We start from the raw sequence: 25,351 nt of genomic DNA, 5'->3' as shown, positions 1-25,351 counted from the left end.
TGATGCCGCTGCCCAAGGCCCCGGTGCGGATCGTACATCTGGGCCTCGGAGCATTCCACCGTTCGCACGAGGCCTGGTACACGCAACATGCCGGCGACGGTGCCGAATGGGGCATCGCGGCGTTCACCGGCCGGCGGCCCGACGCAGCCGTGGCGCTGGCCGCGCAGGACGGGCTGTTCACGCTGATCGAGCGTTCCGGCAGCGGGGACAGTTTCGAAGTCATCGGAAGCATTGCCGAAGCCGTGGACGGAGCCGACGTCGGCCGCCTCCGCGAACTCGTCTCCGAGCCGGCGACCGCCATAGTGACGCTGACCATCACGGAGGCGGCGTACGGCCTGGCTTCGGACGGCAGCTTCGACGCAGGTGTTGCCGGCGTTGCCGGCGATCTGGCCCTGCTGGCTGATGCTGCCGGTGAAGGGGGGAAACCCATGACGCCGCTGGGCCGGCTGGTCTCAGCCCTCGCCGGCCGCAGGGACGCCGGGGCGGGACCGATCGCCGTCGTCAGTTGCGATAACCTCTCAGGCAACGGAGACGTTGCCCGCCGCGCCGTCACGGGAATGGCGGAGGCCTGGGATGGCGAGCTTGCACGCTGGATCGTGGAGAACGTCAGTTTTGTCAGCACGTCCGTGGACCGGATCACTCCGCGGACCACCGATGCGGACATCGCCGAGGTGGAGCAGGCGTGCGGCTACCTGGACAGCTCGCCTGTGGTCGCGGAACCATTCCGGGACTGGGTCATCAGCGGGGATTTCCCGAAGGGCAGGCCCCGCTGGGAGGACGCCGGCGCCGTTTTGGTGGACGATATTGAACCCTACGAGAACCGCAAGCTGTGGCTCCTGAACGGTGCCCATTCGCTCCTGGCATATGCCGGTCTGCTCCGGGGGCACACCACGGTGGCCCAGGCACTCGAAGATCCAGAGTGCCGGAAGGCTGTGGAAGCCTTTTGGGACGAGGCGGCGGCGCATCTTCAGGGCGACGATCTTCACATCCCGGAATATCGGGATGCACTCCGCGGCAGGTTCGGCAACGGCCGCATCGCGCATCATCTGTCGCAAATTGCCGCCGACGGCACCACGAAACTCCGCATGCGGGCACTCCCGGTCCTCGCCGCCGAGAGATCCGAGGGCCGCTCCGGTGCCGGGAGCGCCCTTATGCTGGCCGCCTGGATCGACTTCGTGGCCGTACGCAACGAGATTCAGGACCCGTTCTCCGCGGCAATCGGCGCGGCAAACGGGGGCCGCGGCCCTGAGAGGGTGGCCGCCCTCCTCAACCTCATCAGCCCGCAACTGGGCGAAGACCCGCAGGTCGTTGCTTTGGTAGCCGGTCTGAGCGGAACTTTCACCACGGACACGTCGTCCAAGACCGTCACACCTGCCCACCTGATTCCTGGAAGGAACAGCTGAAGTTCATGAAGATCGTTGCAGCAGAAGTTTTCGTCACCAGCCCGTCCCGCAACTTCGTGACCCTCCGGATCACCACGGAGGACGGCGTGACCGGTATCGGTGACGCCACCCTGAACGGCCGCGAGCTCGCAGTGGCCGCCTACCTCAAGGAACACGTTGCGCAGCTGCTGATCGGCAAGGACCCACACCGGATCGAGGACACCTGGCAGTTCCTGTACCGCAGCTCCTACTGGCGCCGCGGCCCGGTGACCATGGCCGCGATCGCAGCCGTGGACATGGCGCTCTGGGACATCAAGGGCAAAATGGCCGGCATGCCGGTCTACCAGCTCCTCGGCGGGGCTTCCCGCAACGGCCTGCGGGCGTACGGGCACGCCTCCGGCGCGGACATCCCCTCGCTGTTCGACTCCGTCCGCGAGCACCTGGAACTCGGCTACAAGTCGGTCCGCATCCAGACCGCCGTTCCCGGCATCAAGGCCGTCTACGGTGTGGCCGCCCAGGCACAGGCCTCCGGTGAGCGCTACGACTACGAGCCCGCCGGCCGCGGCGCGTTCCCGGTGGAAGAGGACTGGGACACCCGCGCGTACCTGCGCCACCTGCCCACCGTGTTCGAAGCCGTCCGGAACGAGTTCGGCCCGGAACTGCCGCTGCTGCACGACGGACACCACCGCATGACCCCGATCCAGGCCGCCAAGCTGGGCAAGGCGCTGGAACCCTATGACTTGTTCTGGCTCGAGGACTGCACCCCGGCCGAGAACCAGGAGGCGCTGCGCCTGGTCCGCCAGCACACCACCACCCCGCTGGCCATCGGTGAAGTCTTCAACACCGTGTATGACTACCAGACCATCATCAAGGAACAGCTGATCGACTACGTCCGGGCAGCCTCCACGCACTTCGGCGGCATCTCCCCGCTGAAGAAGGTCATGGACTTCGCCGCGCAGTACCAGATCAAGTCCGGCTTCCACGGCCCCACCGACATCTCCCCGGTCGGCTTCGCCGCGCAGCTTCATGTGGGCCTGGCCATCCACAACTACGGCATCCAGGAATACATGCAGCACTCGGACAAGACCAACGAGGTCTTCGAGCAGTCCATGACGTTCGTGGACGGCTACCTGCACCCGGGGGACAAGCCCGGCATCGGCGTCGAATTCAACGAGGAAGCCGCGGCCGCGTTCCCGTACCAGCAGGCTTACCTCCCGTACAACCGCCTTGTTGACGGCACCGTCCATGACTGGTGAGGCCCGGGCTGTGTCACCGCACGGCACTGCAAAGCACCGCATCATCGTCATGGGGGTCTCCGGCTGCGGCAAGACCACCATCGGCGACCTCGTGGCCCGAGAATTGGGCGTACCGTTCCTCGACGGCGACTCCCTCCACCCAGTGGAAAACGTGGCCAAGATGGCGGCCGGCACGCCGCTGACCGACGAGGACCGGTGGCCCTGGCTGGCCACCGTGGGCGCCGAGCTCGCCAACGCCGGCGACGGCGGCCTGGTGCTCGCGTGCTCTGCCCTGCGGCGCAGCTACCGCGACGCCATCCGGGAGCAGGCACCGGACACCGTGTTCCTGCACCTGCACGGCAGCAAAGAAGTGCTCCGGGCACGCACTGAAGGGCGCACCGGCCACTTCATGCCGCCCGCCCTCCTTGATTCGCAGCTCGCAACGCTGGAACCGCTCGACGCCGACGAAGCCGGCATCGTGGTCGACATCGCGGCCCCTGTCAGCCAGGTGGTGACCGAAGCGCTCGCAGGCATTGCGGCCGCCGTCGTAACTCCCGCCCGGAGCAGCGAAGGCGTGGCGGGCACCCAGCCGCGCCGGTTCGACGTCGACCTCCATGCCGCGCCGTTCAACCTCGACGACGACGCCGTGGCGTGGGTGGATTCCACGATCGCCGGGATGAGCCTCGAGGAAAAGATCGGGCAGCTGTTCATCAACCACAACAACGACTACTCCCCGGAGTACCTGGACGGCGTCCTGGAGAGCTACCACGTGGGCGGCATGCGCTACCGGCCGGGCCCCTCTGCCGCGGTGCAGGAACATATCCGCTACGCGCAGTCCAGGACCCGCATCCCATTGCTGGTGGCCTCGAACCCGGAAATGGGGGGAGCCGGAAGCTGCGACGACGGCACGTTTGTGTCCACGCACCTGCAGGCCGGCTCGCATCCGGACAAGTCCATCGCCCGGCAGATGGGGCAGGTTGCCGGCGTGGAAACCGCGGCGCTGGGCTGTAACTGGGCGTTCGCGCCGATCGTGGACATCCACTACAACTGGCGGAACACGGTGATCTCCACCCGGGCCTTCGGCAACACACCGGAGATCGTGGTGGAGCGCGCCAAGGAGTACTTCGACGGCATCAGCGAGTCGCCCACCGCCTGCGCCATGAAGCACTTCCCGGGCGACGGCGTGGACGAACGCGACCAGCACGTGGTCACGTCCTACAACACCCTCGGTTACGAGGAGTGGAACCGGAGCTACGGGCACGTGTACCGGGAAATGATCGGCCACGGCGTGCAGTCCATCATGATCGGGCACATCGGTGCGCCGGAACTTTCCCGCCACTTCCGTCCCGGCCTGGCGGACAAGGACATCCGGCCGGCCACGCTGGCGCCCGAACTGCTCCAGGACCTGCTCCGCGGCGAACTTGGCTTCAACGGCCTGATCCTCACCGACGCTTCGCAGATGATCGGCCTGACCCAGGCCATGAAGCGCAAAGACCTGGTGCCGGCCACCATTGCCGCCGGCTGCGACATGTTCCTGTTCTTCCGCAACCCCGCGGAAGATTTCCAATACATGATGGACGGCTACAAATCCGGCGTCATCACCGAGCAGCGCCTGCACGATGCGCTCCGCCGGATCCTGGCCCTCAAAGCAAGCCTGGGGCTGCACCGGAAGGCACGCAACGGGCTGGTGCCGCCGGCGGAAGCACTCGGCGTGATCGGAAGCGACGCGCACCGCGCCATTGCCGCAGAGATCGCGGACAAGACCGTCACCCTGGTCAAGGACACCGCCCACAACCTGCCCATCACGCCGGAGACGCACAAACGGATCCGCCTCTACGGCATCTCCGGCGGTGCGGACTTCACCCGCGCCGACCCGCTGGCCTACCTGGACACCGTCAAAGCGGAACTGGAAAACGCCGGCTTCGAGGTCCACTTGTTCAAGACGGCGGACCAGCGCGAGGCGGCGGGGGAAACCGGCGTGAACTTCATGTCGGTCATCTCGGAGGAAGCCACCGGCGACTACGCGGACAAGTATGATGCCGCCTTCGTGTTCGCCAATGTGAAGGGTTTTGCCCAGGAAGCCGCAATCCGGATCAAATGGTCCACCCCGATGGCCGCGGAGATCCCGTGGTACGTCACCGAGGTCCCCACAGTGTTCGTCTCGCTCAACCAGCCCAACCACCTGATTGACGTGCCGATGGTCAAGACCGCCATCCACGCCCACGCGGGAACCCCGGAAGCCATCCGGGCGACCATCGAGAAAATCATGGGCACCTCGGAATTCCAGGGAACGTTCAACGAGAACGTCTTCTGCGATTCCTTCGACACCCGGCTCTGACCCTGCTCCGGCAGCACGCTAAAAGCCGCACGCGCAGCAATTGTGCGTGCGGCTTTTGTGCGTCCGGCGTAGCGTGGGTGCATGGAGCGAACGGGGTGCGCTGTTGTCGGGGGAGGCCCGGCGGGCATGATGCTGGGACTGCTGCTGGCCCGGGCCGGGGTGGAGGTCACGGTCCTCGAAAAACACGGCGACTTCCTCCGGGACTTCCGCGGCGACACCGTGCACGCCTCCACCATCAGGCTGATCGACGAGCTCGGGCTGGGCGACGGATTCCGCAAGCTCCCGCAGAGCAAACTGAACAACGTCGCCTTCCCCATCCCGGGCGTCGGACTGGTCACGCTGGGCGATTTCGCGACCCTGAAGCCCCCGTACAACTACATCGCCATGATGCCGCAGTGGGACTTCCTGAACTTCCTGGCCACCGAGGCCGCGAGCGAACCCACGTTCACGCTCCTGATGGAGCATGAAGCCACGTCGCTAATGTTCGACGGCGGCCGCGTCACCGGCGTCCGCTACCGGACGCGGGGAGGTACTAAAGGGCAGGGTACTGAGGGGGCGCTGCATGCGGACCTCGTGGTGGCCACCGACGGCCGCCATTCCGTGCTGCGCCGGGCCGCCGGCCTGCAGCCGAAGGACTATCCGGTTCCCTTCGACACCTGGTGGTTCAAGCTCCCGCGCCATGCTTCGGAGAAAGGCGCAGTGGCGGGCATCGTCCCGGCGTTCCGGGACCGCGAAGCCATGATCGCGCTGTTCCGCGACGACTACTACCAGATGGGGTACCTCGGCCCCAAGGGAGCGGACGCGCGGATACGCTCCGAGGGCGTTGAACGGTTCAGGGAACGCGTCGCCGCCCTGCGTCCGGACCTGGCGGACCGGGTGGACTCCATCCGTTCGCTCGAGGACCTTCATTGGCTGGATGTGCGGCTGGACCGGCTGCGGCGCTGGTACGTGGACGGGCTGCTGTGCATCGGCGACGCCGCCCATGCCATGTCCCCAGCGGGCGGGGTGGGCATCAACCTGGCCATCCAGGATGCCGTGGCGGCAGCGGCACTCCTGGCACCGGCCCTGGTCCGGGGCAACGTGTCGATCAAGGACCTCGCGGCGGTGGAACGGCGGCGCCGGATGCCCACCGTCATTGTCCAGACCGTCCAAAGGGTTATGCACCGGGCGGTTTTCGTTCCGCTGTTCGCCGGACAAAGGCCGGGTGCTCCGCCGGTCCTGCTGTTTTTTGTCCGGCATGCCCCGGTGGTGCGGCGGCTCTTGCCGCGGCTCATCGCCTTCGGACCCAGGCCGGAACATGCGCCCGCTTTTGCCCGCCGTGCTCAGCCGCGGGCAGCGAGGTAATCGATCATGCCCTTGACGGTGGCCACTGCCGTGTAGTCACGTTCCGGAATGTCCACGCCGGTGGCCTCGTTGATGGTTTCCACAAGCCTGAGGAAATCCAGTGAATCAAGTTCAAGGTCCTGCCTCAGCCGCGAGCCCTCGTCGAGGCCGTCAAAGTCCACGTCCGGCGCTACCTGGCCGATGGCCGTGTGCACGGCCTCGCGTGCGTCCTGCTCGTTCATAGCTCCTCCGGTTTTTGCAGCAGTTCGTCGATGCGGGCCAGGAAGCGGCCGCCCCGGAGCCCGTCGCTGACCCGGTGGTCGGCGGACAGGGTGGCGGTGACGGCGGGCCGCACACCGAGCATGCCGTCGTGTGCCCAGGGCTGCTCCACCAGCTTGCCCAGGCCCACCATGGCCACCTGCGGCGGATAAATGACACCGTAAACGGCCTCCACGCCCAGGTCGCCCAGATTCGTCACCGTGAGGGTGGGATCGGCCATTTCCGCGCGCTGCAGCCGCCCGGCACGCGCCCGGCTGACGAGGTCCCGCAATTGCTGCATCAACACGTCCAGGGCCAAGGTGTCGGCGTCGTGGATGGCAGGCGCCACCAGGCCGCCGTGCCGCAGAGCCACCGCAACGCCCAGGTGCACGGAGCTGCTGGGCCGGAACACTCCGTCGGTGAAGAATCCGTTGACTTCCGGGACCTCACGGGCGGCAAGGGCCGTCGCCTTGAGCAGCAGGGCAGACGGAACCAGCCGCGAGGCCACCGGGCGCTGTTCGTTGACTTGCTGCATCCACGCGATGGCGGCGCGCAGGTCCAGTGTGGTGCTGACGTAGTAATGCGGGATGGATTTCTTGGACCGGCTCATGAGCGCGCCGATGGCGCGCCGCAGGCTGGACAAGCGGTCCTGCGCTTCCGACGGCGGCGTCTCTTTCGGGGGCAGCGCCTCCGCCCCGGGAAGGGCGGCTTCTTCCGCTGGCGCCTCTTCTGCCGGAACCGCCGCCCTGTGCCCGCTTACGGCCCGCTGGATATCAGCTTCGGTGACGGCGCCATCGGGCCCCGTGCCGGGCACACTCCCGATGTCGACGCCGAGCTGGTCCGCGAGCCGCCGGGCCCGCGGCGAGGACCGCACCCTGGCTCCGTGGGGCACACGCGCAGCGTGGACCGCCGCAGCTGCCGGGACTGCCGGAGCCGCCGGACGGGGCCGGGCAGCTGCGGCGTGTTCCACATCGGCGCGGGTGACGGCGCCGTGCCGGCCCGTGCCGCGGATCCCTGCCGTCTCCACGCCAAGCTGGTGCGCCAGGTGCCGGACCGGGGGCGGAACCTGCGCCGCGGCAGCGGCCGCGCCTGCCGGCTCCACGGCACCTGCCGTGACTGCTGCCTCTGCCGTTCCTGACGCCGCCTTCGCGAGCGGACCCGCAGGCCGCCCGCCTGCCTGGCCGGCGCCGTCGTCGGGAGTCTGGGTGATCCGGGCCAACGGAGTGCCGATGGGAACGGTGGTGCCCACATCCACCAGCAGTTCTGCCACCACGCCCTCTTCGAAGGACTCCACGTCCATCACGGTCTTGTCTGTGTCCACAACGGCCACCACATCGCCGCGGTGCACGTAGTCGCCAGGCTTGATGAGCCACTCCACCATCTTGCCGTGCTCCATGTCCGCGCCAAGGGACGGCATCCTGAAATCACCCACGCGCCCCAACCGCCTCCCGGGCAGCGGCGACGATGCGTTCCACCGTGGGCAGCGCCGCCAGTTCCAGGTGTTTGGCATAGGGCAGCGGCACTTCCGCGCTGCAGACCCGGCCCACGGGCGCATCCAGGTCGAAGAAGGCATTTTCGGTGATCCGTGCGCTCAGTTCGGCCGAGATGCTGCCGCTCCGCCAGCCCTCGTCCACCACCACGGCACGGTGGGTCTTGGCCACGCTCCCCAGGATGGCGGCGTCGTCGAGCGGACGCAGTACGCGCAAATCGAGCACCTCGGCGTCGATGCCCTCAGCTGCCAGCCGGGCAGCGGCGTCGAGCACTGCCGGCAAGGTTCCGCCATAGGTGATGAGCGAAATGTCCTGGCCGGGCCGTCGGACGGCCGCTGTGCTGATGTCCACGGGGCCGGCGTCGTCGGCGAGTTCCCCGGCGACGTTGTACAGGGTGCCGTGCTCGAAGATCAACACCGGATCCGGGTCCTCCAATGCGGTCCACAGCATCCCGCGGGCATCCTCAAGGGTTGCCGGGGTGAGGATCCGCAGGCCCGGGATGTGCGCCAGCCAGCCCTCCAGGCTGTGCGAGTGCTGGGCACCCAGCTGCCGGCCGGCACCCGTGGTCATCCGGACCACCAGAGGCACGTTGAACTGCCCGCCGGACATGTGCAGCAGGGTGGCGGCATTGTTCACCAGCTGGTCCAGCGCCAGCAGGCTGAAGTTCACGGTCATGATCTCAACAATGGGCCGCATCCCGCCGAGGGCCGCCCCGATGCCTGCGCCCACGAAGCCGGCTTCGGACAGCGGAGTGTCCCGGATCCGTTCCGGACCGAACTCCTCGAACAGGCCCAGGCTCACGGCGAAGCAGCCGCCGTACGCACCAACATCCTCACCCATGAGGAACACCCGTTCGTCGCGCTGGATGGCATCCCGGATGGCTGCCCGCATGGCCTCGCGGTAGGTGGTCTTCATTCCGGGCTCCGCTCGCTGTAGACAAACCGGGTCAGGTCTTCAAGCGGCTCCGGAGTCCCGGCCTCGGCGAATTCCACCGCGGCTTTCACTTCGTCCTCCACCTCGCGCTGGATGGATTTCCAGTCCTTCTCCGACAGTTTCCCGGCCGTTTCCAAGGCCTTCCGCAGCGTGTCGATGGGATCGCGCTCCATCCAGCGGGAGACCTCCTTCTTGTCCCGGTACCGTTCCGGATCGAACATGGAGTGGGCCCTGAAGCGGTAGGTCCGCAGCTCGAGGAAGTGCGGTCCGCCGCCGGCCCGGACGGCGTCCACGGCGCGCCGGGCCGCCTCTTCGACGGCGAGCACATCCATCCCGTCCGCGGACCACGAGGCGATCTCGTAGCCGGCGGCCTTCAGGGCAATATCGGTCTGTGATTCGGAACGGGCAAGCGCGGTGCCCATCGCGTAGAGGTTGTTTTCGCAGCAGAACAGCACGGGCAGCTGCCAGAGTGCGGCGAGGTTCAGGCTCTCGTGGAATGCGCCCTCGGCGACGGCGCCTTCGCCGAAGAAGCAGACGGTCACCCGTGAGCGTCCGGACATTTTGTCGGCGAGCGCCAGGCCCACGGCCAGCGGCAGCCCGCCCGCCACGATGGCGTTGCCGCCGAAGAAGCGGGTGCCGGCGTCGAAGAGGTGCATGGAGCCGCCGCGGCCGCGGCAGCAGCCCTCCACATGGCCGTACATTTCGGCCAGGATGGCTCCTGCGGGCACGCCGCGCAGCAACGCGTGGCCGTGTTCCCGGTACGTTGCCACCACGGCGTCGTCCGGAGCGAGGGTGCTCATCACACCCGCGGCCACCGCTTCCTCGCCGATGTAGACGTGCAGGAATCCGCGGATCTTGGCGGCGCTGTAGAGCTCCACGCATTGTTCCTCGAGCCGCCGCACCCGGAGCATCTGATGGAGCAGGTGGCGTGCATGGTCGGAGTCCGCTTTTCCCATGCCGCGCGCTGATGTGCCGGTCACGCGGGCGCTCCGGGATAGCGGCCGGGAGGTGACTCGATGGTTGAGGTGTCGCCCTCGGGGAGGCCGAGTTCGCGGGCCTTGAGGAGCCGCCGGAGGATCTTGCCGCTCCGTGTCTTGGGCAGCGCCTCGGTGAAGTCCAGCAGCCGGGGAGCCACCGCGGGGCCCAGCCGTTTGCGGGCGAAGCCGATGATGTCCAGCTTGAGTGCCTCCGAGGGCTGCCACCCGGTGCGGAGTTCCACGAAGGCCTTGACCACTTCGCCGGCAACGGGATCAGGGACGCCGATCACGCCTGCCTCGGCCACTGCTTCGTGCTCCATCAGCGAGCTCTCCACCTCGAACGGGCCGATCAGGTGGCCCGAGGACTTGATGACGTCATCGCCCCGGCCGACGAACCAGAAGTACCCGTCGGCGTCCATCTTCGCCAGGTCCCCGGTGAGGTACCAGCCGCCGGCAAAGCATCGCCGGTACCGTTCGTCTTCGTGGAGGTAGCCGCGGAACATCGAAGGCCAGCCTGGACGGAGGGCCAGTTCGCCCACCCCCTCCGGTTCGGTCACGAGGACGGCTTCGCCGTTCCGGACCACCGCTTTGCCGTCCTGGTCCCGGGCAACGATCGCAGCTTCAACGCCGGGGAGCGGCCGGCCCATGGAGCCGGGCCGGATCTCCATGGCGGGATAGTTCGAAATCATGATGCCCCCGGTTTCGGTCTGCCACCAGTTGTCGTGGACAGGCTGGCCGAAGGCTTCCCGGCCCCACACCACCACTTCGGGGTTGAGCGGTTCCCCCACGCTGGCCACAAACCGGAGTGCGGACAGATCGTGTCCTGCCGCGTGCCCGACACCGGCCTTCATCAGCATGCGCAGTGCGGTGGGGGCGGTGTACCAGACGGTGACGTGCTGCTCGGCGAGGATCCGGTACCACCTGTCCGCGTCCATCTCCTCTTCGTCCACAATGGTGGTCACGCCGTGGGTGAGGGGAGCGATCACGCCGTAGGAGGTGCCGGTGACCCAGCCGGGATCGGCCGTGCACCAGTAGACGTCGTCCGGGTGCAGGTCCAGCGCGAAGAAGCCGGTGGCGTGGTGCGCCGTGACGGCGTCGTGAACGTGGATGGCACCTTTGGGGGTGCCGGTGGTGCCGCTGGTGAAGTGCAGCAGGGCCATCTCCTCGGCGCGGGTCGGGACGGTGTCCAGCGGCTGCGCGTCCCGCATCAGGTCGGCCAGATCCAGGGTTCCGGGGTCCGGACGTCCCTCGGCATCGATCAGGAGCACGTGCTCCAGCTCCGGCAGCTGGTCGCGCATCTGGGCAACCTTCCGCCGGTACAGCGCCCGTGTGGTGACCAGGGCGCGGCCGGACCCCAAATGAAGGCGCTGACGGACGGGCTCCGGGCCGAAGGCGGAAAACAGGGGGCAGAACACGCTGGCATTCTTGAGCGTTCCCAACACCGCGACATACAGCTCGGGGCTGCGGCCCATAAGCGAAAAGACCCGTTCCCCGCGGCCGATACCCAGCCCGTGCAGGACGCCGGCAAACCGTCCTGTCTGCTCCGCCAGCTCTGCGTACGTCAAGGAACGGGCGCTTCCGTCGGCGCGGATGAAGCGCAGGGCCTCGTGGGTTGCCCGTTCGCCCGCGGCGTGGCGGTCCACCGCCTCGTACGCAATGTTGACGCCGCCGCCGGGAAGTCCGGCCAGCGCCTGCCGCTCCCGATCCCAGGAGAACCCGGCGCGGCTGGCATCGTAGTCCACCATATTCGGGCGGACGGCGAGGCCGCTGATGTCCTTGGGGATTGCGGGCCAGCGGGTCGATGGAGCGGTTCCGGCCGTCATGATTCAATCGGACTCCTCGCCGGGAGAGCTGCATAGAGTAGAAAGTCCTGTGGCCCCTCTCCGGGCGGTCTTCGTCCCGTTCCGCGGCCCGTTCCCCGGCACCGCGGGCACGGGCCGTCACAAACCGCGGAGCCACTAAACTGGACCCCATGACTGCCTCCAGTGCCCCTGCAGCAGATGCTGCCGCCGCCCGTGCCCGCCTGCTCGAACTCATCAAAGAACTCGCCGTGGTCCGCGGCAAGGTGATCCTGTCCAGCGGAGCCGAGGCCGACTACTACATCGACCTCCGCCGCATCACGCTGCACCACGAGGCGTCCAAGCTGGTAGGCCAGGTCATGCTGTCGCTGATCGACGACGCCGGCATCGACTTTGAATGTGCCGGCGGGCTCACCATGGGAGCCGACCCCGTGGGCACCGCCGTGATGCACGCCGCCGGGGACGCCGGCCGCACTGTCGACGCGTTCGTTGTCCGCAAGGCGCAGAAGTCCTACGGCATGGGCCGCCAGGTGGAAGGGCCCTCGGTGGAGGGCCGCAAGGTCCTGGTGCTCGAGGACACGTCCACCACGGGCGGTTCCGCGCTGACCGCCGTGGAGGGTGTCCGCAAGGCCGGCGGCAACGTGGTGGCTGTCGCCGTGATCGTGGACCGCGACACCGGCGCCAAGGAAAAGATCGAAGCCGAGACCGGTGTTCCCTACCTGTTTGCCTTCGGCAAGGATGAACTCGGCCTGAACTAGGGGTATGGCGGCAGCGTAACGGCACGATTCAGCCGGAAGCTAACTCCGCTTGGATGGCCGCAAGGCGTGACCCTACAATTTGTGTAGCTCAATTACAAGTCACGCACCTGGAGAGAACGCGCCATGCTCCCGTCCAACCCAGCACCCACCACGGTGGACCAGATCCAGAACCTCATCCTGGAGAGTGCCGATTTCGAGGACTTCCTCAACGAACTGGCGCGCTTTTCCGCGCACCAGATGGCGGGCGACGGTGATGACGCACTCTGCGGCATCACACTGCTCCGGGACCGCAAGGCTGCCACCATCGGCTGGAGCAGCGATTCGGCGCGCGAGGTGGACGAGATCCAGTACAGGCTCTCCCAGGGGCCCTGCCTGACCGCAGCGCAGGAGGAACGCGAGGTCCACGTCCCGGATCTCTTCGAGGAGGACCGGTGGGGTCCCGACTACGCCAACGCCGTCGCCTCCCACGGGCTGCGGTCGGTGCTGTCGCTGCCTTTCAGCCTGCAGGGAGACGCCAAAGCGGCGCTGAACCTCTACTCGGATGTTCCGCACAAGTTTGATGGGACGGCGGCGGCACGTGCCCGGGAATACACCCGGGAAATCTCGCAGGCCCTCCGCCTGGCCGTCAGGTTCTCGCTGCACACGGACAGTGCCACGAACCTCCGTGCCACGCTGGAATCACGGACCACCATCGACATCGCCATAGGCATCGTCATGGCGCAGAACCGCTGCAGCCAGGAGGCGGCGGTGCAGATCCTGACTGATGCGTCCAGTAACAGCAACGTCAAGCTGCGGGACATCGCCAAGTCACTGGTGGATTCCGTCGGCGGGGCGGGCACGCGGACCCACTTCGAGGAGCCCGGACAGGGTCAGGACCGCGGACAGGGCCGAAGCCAGGACCGCAACCAGGACCGCCGCGAAGACCGCAGCCAGGCCGGGTAGCAGGGCCAGGCGGCAGGGCCGCCCCCGGCCGCGAGGCCAGCGCCCCTGCCCCGAACTTCGGGCTTGTGGTGCCGCCCGGCGGAGGATACGCTGTCCAAGGTTGAGCCGTCGGCCATAGACACCCTTTTTTGGAGTACCTATGGACCGCAAACTTCACGCCCTCGTTAAGCTGGACGTCGCCGCCGACGTTGTTCGGATCGAAGTCCGGGGCAGCCTCAACCAGGAATCCCGACCCGCCCTGGTGCACGTCATCCGGCGTATCCGCCGGATGGGCATTACTGCCCACATCCGCGTGGATTTCTCCCAGGCGGCGTGTGTGGAATCACCCGCTTTGGTGGGGCTCCGCAACGACCTCAACTCGATCGACAGCGGTGCCTCCGACGGCGACACCCCCACCGCTTCCGGTGTTTCACTCGAGTTCATGCCGCGCCCGGACGCCCTGGCCGTTGACGCCGGACCCGGTTCGAAAACCCTGGAAATCACCGGCGAATTCGCCGCTTCCATCGACCCTTCGGGATACGGCCCGCTGACGCAATATTCCGACGACGAACTCCTGGCGGCCAGCGATTCCGTCTTCGGTCTCCTGGATGATCCCGCCGCGATTGCCGGTACGGAGCTGCTGGCGCAGTACGACGCGATCGGGATGGAAATTTCACGGCGGGAAAGCGCCGTAGCGGGCCGGAAGATCTCAACAGGCGAACTGCCGGCGCGTCCGGCCGAGCCCGTGATCTAGCTGGTTTAGCGGGTTTCATTTCCGGGTTCCGCTGTGGCTACGGTAGAGGTGTGCCGCGTGTCCAGGAGCCATTACAGCCCGAGGGCGGCCCCGGATCAGCCGAGGGCCGCCTCCTCAGGCATGCCGCCGAGCTCAGGCGGTTTTCCCGGCGCAATTTCCTGTTGGGAACGGGCGCGGCGTCGCTGCTGGCTGCGGATATGTTCTTCACCCGCTACGTCCAGGCGGAACGCCGCACCAACAGAATCCTGACTGTGGGCGATGATTTCGCGGAAAGCTACTACCCGCACTCCAGCTGGATCCTGTTTCCCGGTTATAAAACCAGCTGGGAGGAGGCGCAGTGGATCCTCAACTCCCTGCGCGGCGCCCTGCGCCAGCGCGGCCAGCTGGCCGCCGTCGGCTATTCCAACGAAGGGCTGGACATTGACCAGATCGTGATCGCGGTCATTGAACACGTCCGGGCCAAACAGCTGACAAGCCTGTACTTCTACGGTCACAGCTTCGGCGGCATGGTGGCCACCCAGGTCGCTGCCCGGCTGCGCGAACTGCACGGGGTGGAGGTTGAATTCATCCTCTTGGACTCCAGCCCGTACAGCAAGTTCAATGTCCTGGACCAGAGTTGGTTCGAAGGCGTGGTGGTGCTCTACGAGGGCGGCTTCCGGGTTCCCACCGTGCTCCGCGGCGGGTATGAGCTGGGCGAGCGCATCGTGCACAAGGACGAACGGTCCTGGCGGCAGGTGCTGGACCAGAGCCTGGAGCAGTTGTCACCGATTGCCCCGTCCAGCGTGCTGATCCAGTCCGAATCCGCCTACATCTACCACTTCGACGCCACACGCTTCGCCGGCATGCTGGGCGGGACCCGGATGGCCTTCATCGGCAACCCCCGTGACGGCACCGTGAACTACGAGACGGCCCGCCAATCGTGGGCACAGACATTTGCCGCCAACATGGTGTCCAATGACCGCCGCACCGAAGATGCGCTGCCGGCGCATGCCAGCCCGCAGTGGAACCCGTTCGTCTACCGGCCCATCATTGAGGAACTGCAGGATGAGATCTTCCCGCTGCCTTCCGGCGGGCACAGGATGACCGCGTTCTGAGCCGGCCCGCCGGATCCGGGCCTAGATCTGGCTCTTGAGGTCTGCCACCGAGTTCAGGATCTGGTTGGGACGGAACGGGTAGGCGGCAATGTCGTCCTTGTGGGTGATTCCGCTGAGGACCAGCACGGTGTGCAGCCCGGCCTCCATGCCGGCGATGATGTCCGTGTCCATCCGGTCGCCGATCATGGCGGTGGTCTCGGAGTGGGCATCGATCTGGTTCATGGCCGAGCGGAACATCATGGGGTTCGGCTTGCCCACGATGTAGGGCTCGCGGCCGGTGGCCTTGGTAATCAGCGCCGCGATGGCTCCGGTGGCCGGCATGGGCCCGTCCTTGGACGGGCCGGTGGCATCCGGGTTGGTGGCGATGAAGCGGGCGCCCGCCAGGATCAACCGGATGGCCATCGTAATGGCCTCGAAGGAGTAGGTGCGTGTCTCGCCAAGCACCACAAAGTCCGGGTTCTGGTCGGTGAGGATGAAGCCGGCCTCGTGCAGCGCCGTCGTAAGTCCTGCTTCACCGATGGTGTAGGCGCGATTCCCGGATTCCGAGCCGCGCACCTGGTCCTTGAGGAACTGGGCGGTGGCCAGGGCCGACGTCCAGATGTTCTCCTCGGGGATCTCCAGGCCGGAGGAACGCAGCCGCGCGGCCAGGTCGCGGGGCGTGAAGATGGAGTTGTTGGTGAGCACCAGGAAGCGCTTGGAGGTGTCCACCCAGCGCTGGATCAGTTCTGCTGCTCCCGGGATCGGCTGGTTTTCGTGGACCAGGACGCCGTCCATGTCAGTCAGCCAGCACTCGATTTCCTGGCCGCTTCGGTAAACCGCTGCCGATGAACGTACTTCGTCTGACTCTGCCATGCTGATCCTCCAACGCTGATGTGCCGGTTCCGGCTCCCAGTCTGTCATTTTTCGGACGGCGGAACATCCGGGGGCTCAAGAATGACGGACGAGCCGCGGCGTTCCGGGACGGTGCCACTCCGTTAGGCTCGTAGCTGGCACCAGGTGCCAGCGGCCACGGATCGGGGGATATCCGCGGCGGTTTGTTGTGCCGGCATGCGCCGGCAGACCCCCGCCGCCGGACATCAGCAGGCATCCCGGGAACCGCAGGATGCCCGCAAGCACCTGAAAGGGCCCGCCATGAGCAACAACTACAGTGCACCGCCGCCCGGAGACAACCGGACCGGAGATACCGAGAGGTACCCCGAGGTGCCCCGCCCGCCGCAGGGCCAGCAGGCTCCTCCATACCCGCCGCAGCAGTTCCAGCAGCACCCTTACGCGCCCCCGCCCTACGCGGCGGAGCCCCAGCGGAACAACAAGAACCTGTTCATTGTGCTGGCCGCCGTTGCCGCCGCCGTGATCGTTGCGCTGGTCGCCGTTTTCGTCTGGGTCATTCCGGCGTTCAGCAAGCCGCAGGCGGAGGAGAATCCCGGGCCCGTGGCCACGTCCGCCGAATCCGCGTCCCCGGAAGCGGCCGAGGACAGCGCAGCCCCCGAAGGATCCGTGGCGCCGTCCGAAGACGCGGGCGCGGATGAGATGCCGGCCGGGGCCTTTCCGCTTCCGGCCGGGTGGGATGACCTGCAGGGCCCCGCCAACATTCCGGCCAGCGACGACCCGCTGTACAACCGGTTTGTCACCGGGGAATCCTCGTTCTCCTACCTGTCCGCCTGGAGCAGCGACGACACGTTCGGGATCACCAAGGATCCGTCCACCGGCGCCCCCATGCAGCAGGTCGCCAAGGGCACCGAAGAGCGCGATGGTGACGGCATCTCCACGGCCTTCTCGTTCTTCGCCGAAGCGGAGGAAGGCAAGTACGGCAAGGAGCCTGAAAAGGTCCAGGCAGCCATCAAGGAGGTCGAGGCAAAGCTCAAGGCCATCCCCGCCACCGAACTGCCGCAGCACCTGGTCGGCCACAAATGCGCCAGCGACTTTGAGGCGTCGACGCCGGAAATCCGGGAGTTCCGCCGCGCGGCCGCCGTTGTGGTCGGCTTCACCTGCACCAACGCCGGGGGAGACGCCATCCGCGCGGTCAACCTGTTCACCGTTACTCCGTGGGGGACACCGCAGATGATGGGCGTCAGCGGGCACGAGAGCTACTGGACCGCCAACCCGGAGGCGCTGGAGAAGATCGGCAACTCGTTCCGGGCCAACCGCTGGAAGCTGGACGGCTAAGCCGCCGCTAAAGTTGAAGCGTGACTGACCCCCAGACCCCAGCAGCGCCCGCCTCCCCGCCTGATTCCCCCTCTGGCGAGGAACCGGAACCCAAGGCGGAGGTCGGCGTCGGGCCCTGGGTAGGCGAGCTTCCCGAGGGTGAGCACTGGGACCCGGACCTCCTGGCCGACGGCGACCGCCGCAATGTGGTGGACAAGTACCGCTACTGGAAGCACGAGGCCATCGTGGCGGACCTCGACTCCAAGCGCCACGACTTCCACATCGCGATCGAAAACTGGCAGCACGACCTCAACATCGGCACCGTGGTGCGCACTGCCAACGCCTTCCTCGCCAAGGAAGTGCACATCATCGGACGACGCCGGTGGAACCGCCGCGGAGCCATGGTCACCGACCGTTACCAGCACGTCCGCCACCACCCCACTGTGGAGGACTTCGTGGCGTGGGCGCAGGGGGAGGGGCTGGCGATCATCGGCATCGACATCTTCCCTGATTCCGTGCCCCTGGAAACCTACGACCTCCCGAAAAACTGCGTCCTGGTGTTCGGCCAGGAAGGCCCGGGCCTCACCCCCGAGGTCCACGAGGCCGCCCTGGACACCCTGTCGATTGAACAGTTCGGCTCCACCCGGTCCATCAACGCCGCGTCCGCGGCAGCCATCGCCATGCACGCCTGGATCCGCCGGCACGTGTTCAGCCAGCACGTCTAGCTCCCGCCGGGATGGCACGCCGGGCGGGCGGAGCGCAAAGTGTTACCCGGCCAGTGACCCGAAACACTGCCCCCGCGCAGAAATGGCTAGGATGGGTGCTAGCCGACGAGGTTCACTCCAGGGTCAACACAACCCGTAGACGAAATTCACTTTAGGAGTCAGCATGCCCATTGCAACCCCAGAGATCTACTCCGAGATGATCGACCGCGCAAAGGCGGGCGGCTTCGCTTTCCCGGCAGTCAACGTCACGTCCTCGCAGACGCTGAACGCGGCCCTGCGCGGCTTCGCCGAGGCAGAGTCCGACGGCATCGTCCAGGTTTCCACCGGCGGCGCAGCGTACTGGTCCGGTGCCTCCACCAAGGACATGGTTGCCGGCTCCCTGGGCTTCGCCGCATTCGCCCGCGAAGTAGCCAAGAACTACGGCGTCAACATCGCGCTGCACACCGACCACTGCCCCAAGGACAAGCTGGACGGCTTTGTCCTGCCGCTGCTGGCCGCATCCGAGGCCGAGGTCAAGGCCGGACGCAACCCGATCTTCAACTCGCACATGTGGGACGGCTCCGCCGAGACCCTGCAGGAAAACCTGCGCATCGCCCGTGAACTGCTGGAGCGCACCGCCGCTGCCAAGATGATCCTCGAGGTCGAGATCGGCACGGTCGGCGGCGAGGAAGACGGAGTCGAAAACGAGATCAACGAGAAGCTCTACACCACGGTGGAAGACGCCCTGGCCACCATCGAAGCCCTCGGCGCCGGCGAGAACGGCCGCTACATCACCGCCCTGACCTTCGGCAACGTGCACGGCGTGTACAAGCCCGGCGGCGTGAAGCTGCGCCCGGAGATCCTCAAGGACATCCAGGCCCAGGTCGGCGCGAAGATCGGCAAGGACAGCCCGTTCGACCTCGTCTTCCACGGCGGTTCCGGCTCCTCGGACCAGGAAATCGCGGACGCCGTTTCCTACGGCACCATCAAGATGAACATCGACACCGACACCCAGTACGCCTACACGCGTCCGGTGGCAGACCACATGTTCAAGAACTACGACGGCGTGCTGAAGGTTGACGGCGAGGTCGGCAACAAGAAGACCTACGACCCGCGCGTCTGGGGTGCCTCCGCTGAAGCCGGGCTGGCCGCCCGCGTCGTTGAGGCTACCAAGCAGCTCGGCTCGGCCGGAAAGACGTTCTAATGTCCGACGAGTTCCGCAGGAACCTGATGGGCCCGGAGCCCACGCTCCTGCCCGCGGAGTCCGAGATCTACCAGCACCTGGCCCTCGGCCAGGAGGCGCTGGATCTTGTGGCGAAGCACCCCACGTCCTCGCTTCTGTGGGCCATCCTGGCCGAGGAAGCCTGGAACGAGGGCCGGATTGTCGATTCGTACGCGTACGCCCGCGTTGGCTACCACCGGGGCCTGGACTCGCTGCGGCGCAACGGCTGGCGCGGCGTGGGGCCCATCCCGTGGGAGCACGAGCCCAACCGCGGCTTCCTGCGCGCCCTGTACGCGCTGGGCCGTGCATCGTCGGCCATCGGCGAGGCAGAGGAACCGGAGCGCATTGAGAAGTTCCTCAATGACTCCGACCCCACCGCCAAGGCGGCCCTCGAAGGCAAGTAACTGAATTAACGACGGCGGCTCCCCACCTTCCCGGTGGGGAGCCGCCGTCGTATGTGCTTCAAGCTGTTAGTTAGCCTTCGTGAGGCCGGTGCGGGCCATGGCGTCAGCGTACACAACGTGCATTTCGTCGAGGTACTGCTGCTGGCGGGCTTCGGTTCCGGCGAAGGCGCGGCCGCTGAGCGAGCGGACCTTGTAGGTCTTCAGGCCGCGGCGCCACAGCAGCGGCACTTCGGTCTTCAGGAGCAGCTGGGCCAGGCGGTTGGCTTCGGTGCCGTGGGCCACGATCACGGAGGCGCGGGGAACCAGCGCGAGGAACTTCAGCAGCGGCTTGAGGCCGGCGGAAATCTGGTCCGGCGTGAATTTGCCGTTCGGCTCGCCGGGGATGTGCCACGGGTGGACGTTCCAGGGCATGACGAACTCGGGGCGGAGGCCCAGCTTCCACTGCACGCCGAGCATGCGGGTGGCAGCTTCGCTGTCGCCGGCGGTGATGAAACCGGATTCATCGGCGGTGCCGATGTTGGAGTACAGGCTGATGATGCGGCACTCGTCGACGTCGTGCATCGGGTCCACGTAGGGGACCACGGTGTCCGGCTTGAGGCTCTGGAAGGTGTCGCACAGCTCATTGACAACTGCGACGTTGGGTTCGTAACGGCGGCTCAGAAGCTGCTCGCGGAAAGATTCAGTAGCCAGGGCTGTCATGTATTGCTGTGTCTCCTGCGGGATCGGTGACGCTGCCACACCGGATGCGGGCATGCCAATTACCGGCACGCCAGATACGGTGTGGTGTGAAAATGTGGTGAGTGGACCGATTCCTGATCGATCCTTATCAGTCTATCAAGCCCAGCGAAATGAAACGCCGGGCTGAGCCGATGATCACCGGCCCGCTGAGGGGCGAAAGCGGTGCTTGCCACTCATATCGGCTAAACTTGGGTGGTAAGAGCCCCGGAACTCTTGCGTTGTGCGTGACGGTCAGTTGGCCGGACAGGTACGGCAGTGGAATTCGGGGCATTCTCATGAACGGCGCTGTACCTGGCTGGTCACTTCGGTGAACCGGCTGCGGTCCGGCCCGAACGAATGGGGGAGGATCCCATGCCAGCAATCGTGATCGTCGGAGCCCAGTGGGGCGACGAAGGCAAAGGTAAAGCCACTGACCTGCTTGGCGGCCGCGTCGACTACGTGGTCAAGCCGAACGGCGGCAACAACGCCGGGCACACCGTCGTCGTGGGCGGTGAGAAGTATGAGCTCAAGCTCCTTCCTGCCGGCATCCTGAGCCCGAACGCGGTTCCGATCATCGGCAACGGCTGCGTGGTGAACCTCGAGGCACTGTTCCAGGAAATCGACGGCCTGGAGGCCCGCGGCGCGGACACGTCCAAGCTCCGCGTCTCCGCCAACGCCCACCTTGTGGCGCCCTACCACCAGGTGCTGGACAAGGTCACCGAGCGGTTCCTGGGCAGCCGGGCCATCGGCACCACCGGCCGCGGCATCGGCCCGGCGTACATGGACAAGGTGGCCCGCCTGGGCATCCGCGTCCAGGACGTCTTTGACGAGTCCATCCTCCGCCAGAAGGTGGAAGGCTCGCTGCGCCAGAAGAACGAACTCCTGGTCAAGGTCTACAACCGCCGTGACATCGAAGTGGAGGAGATCGTCAGCTACTTCCTCTCCTTCGCCAACCGCCTGCGCCCACTGGTCATCGACAGCACGTATGTCCTGAACACGGCACTGGACGAGGGCAAGGTGGTCCTCATGGAGGGCGGCCAGGCCACCTTCCTGGACGTGGACCACGGCACCTACCCGTTCGTGACCTCCTCCAACCCGACCGCCGGCGGCGCTTCGGTGGGTTCCGGCATCGGTCCCACCCGGATCTCGCGCTCCATCGGCATCATCAAGGCCTACACCACGCGTGTGGGTGCCGGACCGTTCCCCACGGAACTGTTCGACGAGATGGGCATGTACCTGCAGAAGACCGGCGGCGAGTTCGGCGTCAACACCGGCCGGCCGCGCCGCTGCGGCTGGTATGACGCCGTCCTGGCCCGCCACGCTTCACGCGTCAACGGCTTCACGGACTACTTCGTCACCAAGCTGGACGTGCTGACGGGCATCGAGCAGATCCCGGTCTGCGTGGCCTACGACGTTGACGGCGTCCGGCACGATGAAATGCCCATGACGCAGACTGAGTTCCACCACGCCAAGCCGATCTTCGAGTACTTCGAAGGCTGGACCGAGGACATCACCGGTGCGCGCACCTTGGAGGACCTCCCGGAGAACGCCAGGAACTACGTACTGGCCCTCGAGAAGCTCTCCGGCACGCGTTTCTCGGCGATCGGCGTCGGTCCGGACCGCGACCAGACCATCGTGGTCAACGACCTCATCAACGACTGATACCGACTAACTGACGTCCGACGGCGGCGGGTCACCTGGCAAGGTGGCCCGCCGCCGTCGTGGTTAATGCCGGGATGGATACCGCCTAGGCGGGGGACTGCCTGCTGCGGGTCTGCAGCAGGTGCTGCTGCAGTTTCGCCTCGGCATCGCGGCGGCGGCGTGCCTGTTCGCGCATGGCCCGTGTTGAGGCCGAACCCCGGGAGTTGATCAGTCCGGTCACATGTTTGGGGGTCGCTGCCGGACCGGCGGCAGGGACGGCCATCACTTCCTCAATCATGCCCGTATCCTGACATTCCTGCCTGCCGCACGTAACCCCCGTGGGCGGAGCGTTACAGGATCGGGATCTGCACGGCGGCCGTGGCGCCGGTACGTAGTGATGCGCATGATTCAGGTGATAGCGGGTGTGATTCGGGTACTGGCCACTCGTGACCGGCCGGTCAGCCCTCCCTATGTTGGATCCACCGGCACTGCGCTGGGAGTACGGCTCCTACAGGCAAGTCGCCGGACCGCTAACGGGAGGGGATGGGCGTCATGGGTCTCAGCTTGAAGTCAGGTAAGAACAAGACCGGTCCGGAGCCTGGGCTGCCGGAGCGGACCGCAGCCCTCGAACAGGGGCCGCGCCGGTACCGTGCCCGGATTAACCGGGCCCCGGTCCTCGACCGCATGCGCGTGCAGGAGCTCGCCGGGAACATTCATGCCCAAAGCCGGCTTCTTGAATTCCTGAACCTCTTCCTGGTGCTTCTCCCGTCCAGGGTCAACAACGTCATCGGGGCCCTGGCCAGCGGGGACCTTGAAGCTGCGAGCGCGGCAGCCCAGAGCCTCGCGTCGTCTGCGGCCATGGCGGGGGCCTCCCGGCTGGAGCTCGTGGCCTTGCTGGTCGATACGGATCTCCGTACCGGCCGGATGGACCGGGCGCGCGAAACAGGACGGCGCCTCGGACCGGACGCCGCCGAATTGGCCTCAGCCCTCTCCCGTCTGCTGGCGGGCCGCTGAGAGCCAATATCCCGGGCTGCCTATTCGAAGCGTGTTGCCGTGATCGCGGTGTGCCCCCGGATGAGGCTAAAAGTTGCGGTGACCGCGCCGAGGGCCAGTAGCAGGCTGAGGCCCAGGGCCATGAAGTAGTCGGAAGCCGGCCACGTCACCCGGTAAGTGTCGTCGATGAACGTCACCATCAACCAGGCCACGAGGAACCCGAGTCCGATCGAAAGCAGCAACACGGTCAGGAGCGGGACGGCGGATTCGCGGGTGATAATCCGGCGCAGGACGGACACCGGCATTCCCATTAATCGCATGAGGCCGAGTACCCTCTTCCGGTCCAGGACAGCGGACGCGGTGGCGACGGCCAATGAAAGCCCTGCGATTGCGATCGCGGCGAACATGCCCAGGTAGGCGAGCACGGCCAGGCCCTGAATCAGGCGGGTGGTGGACTGCAACCCGATGTCCATTGGTGAGGTGGCCGGGATCGCAGTGACGCCTGAGCCGTTCAGCGCCGTCCGGGCTCGGTCCATGGCCGCGGGGGTCCCGTCGGTGCCGAGTATCATCACCACCGGTACCAGTCCGTCCAGGGATGCCCCGGGCGCAGGCGTCAGTGCCAGGGGCCGGGTTGTCCCGTAGTGGAGGAACGACGCATCAACGCTGACGGTCTCCGTTGCCGGGATGTCTTCAAAGCCCAGTCCGGGGGCATCCGTAGACCGAAGATAGATGTCAGGGCCTGCATCCGTTTCGGAGAGGGCTGCCGGGCCGTAACCGATGGTGGCGCTCCGGATTCCGGGCAGTTCACTGGCCTGGCGTGCGGCGTCCGAGACCTGGGCCGGTGTGGCCGTCGTTCCCACCGTGGCGTACAGGCTGGCGGGCGGGAGCAGACCTGGCCTGGCCGTGGGCGCCTCTGTTGATTCGACGATGCTGGATGCTCCGGCGAAGACGGTGACGACGAACACCGCGACGACGAGCCCTGATACGGAACGGAAGGTCGCCACGGGGGTTCTTTGGATCCGGCTGGCGGCAATGACTGCCGCGGCGCTTCGCGCCCGGCGCAGCCCCGTCCTGCTGACCAGTAAGGTCAGCCAGGGGCCGATCACCACGATGCCCGCAAGGATCAGGATAAAGCCGCCGATGAGGAGCGGTGATTCAATCCATGGCAGCCTAGTTTTCACGACCCGGATAATGACGACCGCCGTGATCATGGCACCCAGTCCGGTCAGCAGGGGCACCGTCCGCCATGCAGTGGGTGTCTTTTCGTGGACGGCGCGCGTCACCCCCAGGGGCCCAACGTCCGCCTTGGCCGTGCGGAAGCCGGCCACCCCGGCCGAGGCCGCAACCACCGCGGCGACGACGGCGGCGGAAGCCACCCAGCCGGTGGCCAGATCAGCTTCGAACATCCGGGTGCCATTTACCGGGATGTGCGCGGCAGCAGGCCTCAACAGGGCGGCCAATCCGACACCCAGCACCGCACCGGCCAGGCTGGGTACGGCGGTTTCGGCGGCGGCCATCCGCGAGACCACGTTCGGTGATGCGCCGATGAGCCGCAGGGTTGCGAAGCGTTCCCGGCGCCGGGCTGCACCGAGGCCGGTGACGATGCTGATGAGCAGCAGGACCGGGAAGAACACCGAAATGGCACCGATGAGCAGCACGGTGCTGTAGGCGGCCGCGCTGCCTCCATAAGGGTTGGCAGTGAACCCGGAAACGAGGGACGCCCTCCCGCTCTGGCGGAGTTCGGCTTCCGTGGCGCCGGTGACAACGATCAGGGAATCCGGACCGGGCAGGGCAGCCTCGTCGATCGTGCCGGCGAATTCCCCGAAACGATCGCCAAGCTGGTCCCGGGGTGTCGACTCGATCAGATGCTGGAGGGCCGGCGATGCGTAATACCGGCCCGGCTCCGGAGGGCTGCCGATCCCCGGAATTCTTACGGTGGTCGGGATCAGGGCCGCGACATCCCGGCGGTTGATCAGCTGGTTGCGGAAGACTTCCACCGGGTTGGCCGTCATGAGGATCGTATCCGCGGTCAAAGGTACGGGTGTTGCCGGTCCTGACGCGGCCGGATCGTCCGTCGTCACGGGAACGGCCAAGGAAGGTTGGCCGGTTTCGCGCAACCAGGCGCCGCGGTCATCGCGGGCGCCAAGGCCGTTGGCGCCACCCCAGAGCAACAGCAGCAGGCACACTCCGACGGCGACCCCTCCGGCGATGCCTGCCAGCCGCCCGTAGGCGGACCGGCTGCCGGCGACTGCCAGTTTGAGCAACC

At 66.8% G+C, this 25,351-nt stretch carries 23 protein-coding genes; 14 read left to right on the top strand and 9 right to left on the bottom strand.

The genetic code is table 11. The features are described from left to right. The first annotated feature begins 2 nt into the window (after positions 1-2). The 4 genes from JOE31_RS20260 to JOE31_RS20245 all read left to right on the top strand — a co-directional run bounded on the left by JOE31_RS20260 (position 3) and on the right by JOE31_RS20245 (position 6,299). Positions 3-1,403 carry a mannitol dehydrogenase family protein gene (locus JOE31_RS20260; RefSeq protein ID WP_209748676.1) on the top strand — a complete coding sequence of 467 codons (1,401 nt, stop codon included), beginning with the start codon at positions 3-5 and terminating at the stop codon, positions 1,401-1,403. Between the two features lie 5 nt (positions 1,404-1,408). Beyond that, positions 1,409-2,638, top strand: coding sequence for a D-mannonate dehydratase ManD (manD, locus tag JOE31_RS20255; RefSeq protein ID WP_209747638.1), 1,230 nt, complete (start codon positions 1,409-1,411; stop codon positions 2,636-2,638). Further along, the gene (locus JOE31_RS20250; RefSeq protein WP_209747636.1) at positions 2,628-4,955 is read left to right on the top strand and encodes a gluconokinase, GntK/IdnK-type; all 2,328 of its coding nucleotides are present in this window, start codon (positions 2,628-2,630) and stop codon (positions 4,953-4,955) included. The genes manD and JOE31_RS20250 overlap by 11 nt, the downstream gene beginning before the upstream one ends. An 81-nt stretch (positions 4,956-5,036) precedes the next feature. Beyond that, on the top strand, positions 5,037-6,299 hold the full coding sequence (locus tag JOE31_RS20245) for an FAD-dependent oxidoreductase (RefSeq protein ID WP_209747634.1): 1,263 nt from the start codon (positions 5,037-5,039) through the stop codon (positions 6,297-6,299). Here JOE31_RS20245 and JOE31_RS20240 read toward each other — a convergent pair. Genes JOE31_RS20240 through acsA form a run of 5 tightly spaced genes read right to left on the bottom strand, consistent with a single transcriptional unit; the run spans position 6,278 to position 11,759 of the window. Beyond that, positions 6,278-6,520 (bottom strand): acyl carrier protein, encoded by a 243-nt coding sequence (locus JOE31_RS20240; protein ID WP_209747632.1) that lies wholly within the window; start codon positions 6,518-6,520, stop codon positions 6,278-6,280. The genes JOE31_RS20245 and JOE31_RS20240 overlap by 22 nt on opposite strands. Further along, complete coding sequence (locus tag JOE31_RS20235; RefSeq protein WP_307864457.1) at positions 6,517-7,968, bottom strand: 2-oxo acid dehydrogenase subunit E2; 1,452 nt, start codon at positions 7,966-7,968, stop codon at positions 6,517-6,519. The genes JOE31_RS20240 and JOE31_RS20235 overlap by 4 nt, the downstream gene beginning before the upstream one ends. Then, on the bottom strand, positions 7,961-8,941 hold the full coding sequence (locus JOE31_RS20230) for an alpha-ketoacid dehydrogenase subunit beta (RefSeq protein WP_209747630.1): 981 nt from the start codon (positions 8,939-8,941) through the stop codon (positions 7,961-7,963). Before JOE31_RS20230 ends, JOE31_RS20235 begins: the two co-directional genes overlap by 8 nt. Next, positions 8,938-9,915 (bottom strand): pyruvate dehydrogenase (acetyl-transferring) E1 component subunit alpha, encoded by a 978-nt coding sequence (gene pdhA / locus JOE31_RS20225; protein ID WP_209748672.1) that lies wholly within the window; start codon positions 9,913-9,915, stop codon positions 8,938-8,940. The genes JOE31_RS20230 and pdhA overlap by 4 nt, the downstream gene beginning before the upstream one ends. Positions 9,916-9,935: 20 nt before the next feature. Continuing rightward, on the bottom strand, positions 9,936-11,759 hold the full coding sequence (acsA, locus tag JOE31_RS20220; RefSeq protein ID WP_209747628.1) for an acetate--CoA ligase: 1,824 nt from the start codon (positions 11,757-11,759) through the stop codon (positions 9,936-9,938). A 149-nt stretch (positions 11,760-11,908) separates the two neighbouring features. Between acsA and pyrE the strand changes: the two genes are divergently transcribed. The 4 genes from pyrE (at position 11,909) to JOE31_RS20200 (ending at position 15,262) form a co-directional block, all read left to right on the top strand. Further along, on the top strand, positions 11,909-12,493 hold the full coding sequence (pyrE, locus tag JOE31_RS20215) for an orotate phosphoribosyltransferase (protein ID WP_209747626.1): 585 nt from the start codon (positions 11,909-11,911) through the stop codon (positions 12,491-12,493). 123 nt (positions 12,494-12,616) lie between these two features. Beyond that, positions 12,617-13,435, top strand: coding sequence for a GAF and ANTAR domain-containing protein (locus JOE31_RS20210; protein ID WP_209747624.1), 819 nt, complete (start codon positions 12,617-12,619; stop codon positions 13,433-13,435). A gap of 139 nt (positions 13,436-13,574) precedes the next feature. Next, a complete protein-coding gene (locus JOE31_RS20205) occupies positions 13,575-14,168 on the top strand; it encodes a hypothetical protein (RefSeq protein ID WP_209747622.1) in 594 nt (197 codons plus the stop codon). Positions 14,169-14,218: 50 nt separating this feature from the next. Further along, positions 14,219-15,262, top strand: coding sequence for a thioesterase domain-containing protein (locus tag JOE31_RS20200; protein WP_209747620.1), 1,044 nt, complete (start codon positions 14,219-14,221; stop codon positions 15,260-15,262). A gap of 21 nt (positions 15,263-15,283) precedes the next feature. Here the strand turns inward: JOE31_RS20200 and JOE31_RS20195 are convergent, their stop codons facing one another. Further along, positions 15,284-16,114 (bottom strand): HAD-IIA family hydrolase, encoded by an 831-nt coding sequence (locus JOE31_RS20195; RefSeq protein WP_209747618.1) that lies wholly within the window; start codon positions 16,112-16,114, stop codon positions 15,284-15,286. A gap of 195 nt (positions 16,115-16,309) precedes the next feature. On the opposite strand from JOE31_RS20195, the gene JOE31_RS20190 reads away from it, so the two are divergent. From JOE31_RS20190 to JOE31_RS20175, 4 genes are all read left to right on the top strand, one after another. Next, positions 16,310-17,425: a hypothetical protein gene (locus JOE31_RS20190; protein ID WP_209747616.1), complete on the top strand. Its 1,116-nt coding sequence runs from the start codon at positions 16,310-16,312 to the stop codon at positions 17,423-17,425. Between the two features lie 20 nt (positions 17,426-17,445). Next, the gene (locus JOE31_RS20185; RefSeq protein WP_209747614.1) at positions 17,446-18,129 is read left to right on the top strand and encodes a TrmH family RNA methyltransferase; all 684 of its coding nucleotides are present in this window, start codon (positions 17,446-17,448) and stop codon (positions 18,127-18,129) included. Between the two features lie 163 nt (positions 18,130-18,292). Then, positions 18,293-19,312, top strand: coding sequence for a class II fructose-bisphosphate aldolase (gene fbaA, locus JOE31_RS20180; protein WP_028272257.1), 1,020 nt, complete (start codon positions 18,293-18,295; stop codon positions 19,310-19,312). Continuing rightward, positions 19,312-19,734, top strand: coding sequence for a DUF3151 domain-containing protein (locus tag JOE31_RS20175; protein ID WP_209747612.1), 423 nt, complete (start codon positions 19,312-19,314; stop codon positions 19,732-19,734). Before fbaA ends, JOE31_RS20175 begins: the two co-directional genes overlap by 1 nt. A gap of 66 nt (positions 19,735-19,800) precedes the next feature. Here the strand turns inward: JOE31_RS20175 and JOE31_RS20170 are convergent, their stop codons facing one another. After that, complete coding sequence (locus tag JOE31_RS20170) at positions 19,801-20,433, bottom strand: uracil-DNA glycosylase (RefSeq protein WP_011690388.1); 633 nt, start codon at positions 20,431-20,433, stop codon at positions 19,801-19,803. 390 nt (positions 20,434-20,823) lie between these two features. Here JOE31_RS20170 and JOE31_RS20165 point away from each other — a divergent pair, with 390 nt between their 5' ends. Further along, a complete protein-coding gene (locus JOE31_RS20165; protein ID WP_209747610.1) occupies positions 20,824-22,113 on the top strand; it encodes an adenylosuccinate synthase in 1,290 nt (429 codons plus the stop codon). Between the two features lie 85 nt (positions 22,114-22,198). On the opposite strand, the gene JOE31_RS20160 is transcribed toward JOE31_RS20165, so the two are convergent. Next, positions 22,199-22,390 carry a hypothetical protein gene (locus JOE31_RS20160; RefSeq protein WP_209747608.1) on the bottom strand — a complete coding sequence of 64 codons (192 nt, stop codon included), beginning with the start codon at positions 22,388-22,390 and terminating at the stop codon, positions 22,199-22,201. Between the two features lie 254 nt (positions 22,391-22,644). Between JOE31_RS20160 and JOE31_RS20155 the strand changes: the two genes are divergently transcribed. Further along, positions 22,645-23,106: an Hpt domain-containing protein gene (locus JOE31_RS20155; RefSeq protein ID WP_209747607.1), complete on the top strand. Its 462-nt coding sequence runs from the start codon at positions 22,645-22,647 to the stop codon at positions 23,104-23,106. Positions 23,107-23,126: 20 nt separating this feature from the next. Here JOE31_RS20155 and JOE31_RS20150 read toward each other — a convergent pair whose 3' ends face one another. Further along, positions 23,127-25,349 carry an FtsX-like permease family protein gene (locus JOE31_RS20150; protein WP_245199280.1) on the bottom strand — a complete coding sequence of 741 codons (2,223 nt, stop codon included), beginning with the start codon at positions 25,347-25,349 and terminating at the stop codon, positions 23,127-23,129. Positions 25,350-25,351 lie beyond the last annotated feature (2 nt).

The organism is Arthrobacter sp. PvP023, from assembly GCF_017832975.1.
Classification (GTDB): domain Bacteria; phylum Actinomycetota; class Actinomycetes; order Actinomycetales; family Micrococcaceae; genus Arthrobacter.
The sequence above is the reverse complement of the archived record's forward strand: the minus strand, read 5'-3'. Positions and strand labels throughout refer to the sequence as shown.

What these genes read in the sequence shown, in the direction of transcription:
- manD (WP_209747638.1), top strand. Translation starts at nt 1,409, where the DNA reads ATGAAGATCGTTGCAGCAGAAGTTTTCGTCACCAGCCCGTCCCGCAAC.
- JOE31_RS20155 (WP_209747607.1), top strand. Translation starts at nt 22,645, where the DNA reads ATGGGTCTCAGCTTGAAGTCAGGTAAGAACAAGACCGGTCCGGAGCCT.
- JOE31_RS20245 (WP_209747634.1), top strand. Translation starts at nt 5,037, where the DNA reads ATGGAGCGAACGGGGTGCGCTGTTGTCGGGGGAGGCCCGGCGGGCATG.
- JOE31_RS20250 (WP_209747636.1), top strand. Translation starts at nt 2,628, where the DNA reads ATGACTGGTGAGGCCCGGGCTGTGTCACCGCACGGCACTGCAAAGCAC.
- JOE31_RS20230 (WP_209747630.1), bottom strand. Translation starts at nt 8,941, where the DNA reads ATGAAGACCACCTACCGCGAGGCCATGCGGGCAGCCATCCGGGATGCC.
- JOE31_RS20205 (WP_209747622.1), top strand. Translation starts at nt 13,575, where the DNA reads ATGGACCGCAAACTTCACGCCCTCGTTAAGCTGGACGTCGCCGCCGAC.
- JOE31_RS20160 (WP_209747608.1), bottom strand. Translation starts at nt 22,390, where the DNA reads ATGATTGAGGAAGTGATGGCCGTCCCTGCCGCCGGTCCGGCAGCGACC.
- JOE31_RS20195 (WP_209747618.1), bottom strand. Translation starts at nt 16,114, where the DNA reads ATGGCAGAGTCAGACGAAGTACGTTCATCGGCAGCGGTTTACCGAAGC.
- pdhA (WP_209748672.1), bottom strand. Translation starts at nt 9,915, where the DNA reads ATGGGAAAAGCGGACTCCGACCATGCACGCCACCTGCTCCATCAGATG.
- JOE31_RS20190 (WP_209747616.1), top strand. Translation starts at nt 16,310, where the DNA reads ATGCGCCGGCAGACCCCCGCCGCCGGACATCAGCAGGCATCCCGGGAA.
- JOE31_RS20210 (WP_209747624.1), top strand. Translation starts at nt 12,617, where the DNA reads ATGCTCCCGTCCAACCCAGCACCCACCACGGTGGACCAGATCCAGAAC.
- JOE31_RS20170 (WP_011690388.1), bottom strand. Translation starts at nt 20,433, where the DNA reads ATGACAGCCCTGGCTACTGAATCTTTCCGCGAGCAGCTTCTGAGCCGC.
- pyrE (WP_209747626.1), top strand. Translation starts at nt 11,909, where the DNA reads ATGACTGCCTCCAGTGCCCCTGCAGCAGATGCTGCCGCCGCCCGTGCC.
- JOE31_RS20175 (WP_209747612.1), top strand. Translation starts at nt 19,312, where the DNA reads ATGTCCGACGAGTTCCGCAGGAACCTGATGGGCCCGGAGCCCACGCTC.
- fbaA (WP_028272257.1), top strand. Translation starts at nt 18,293, where the DNA reads ATGCCCATTGCAACCCCAGAGATCTACTCCGAGATGATCGACCGCGCA.
- JOE31_RS20260 (WP_209748676.1), top strand. Translation starts at nt 3, where the DNA reads ATGCCGCTGCCCAAGGCCCCGGTGCGGATCGTACATCTGGGCCTCGGA.
- JOE31_RS20165 (WP_209747610.1), top strand. Translation starts at nt 20,824, where the DNA reads ATGCCAGCAATCGTGATCGTCGGAGCCCAGTGGGGCGACGAAGGCAAA.
- JOE31_RS20240 (WP_209747632.1), bottom strand. Translation starts at nt 6,520, where the DNA reads ATGAACGAGCAGGACGCACGCGAGGCCGTGCACACGGCCATCGGCCAG.
- acsA (WP_209747628.1), bottom strand. Translation starts at nt 11,759, where the DNA reads ATGACGGCCGGAACCGCTCCATCGACCCGCTGGCCCGCAATCCCCAAG.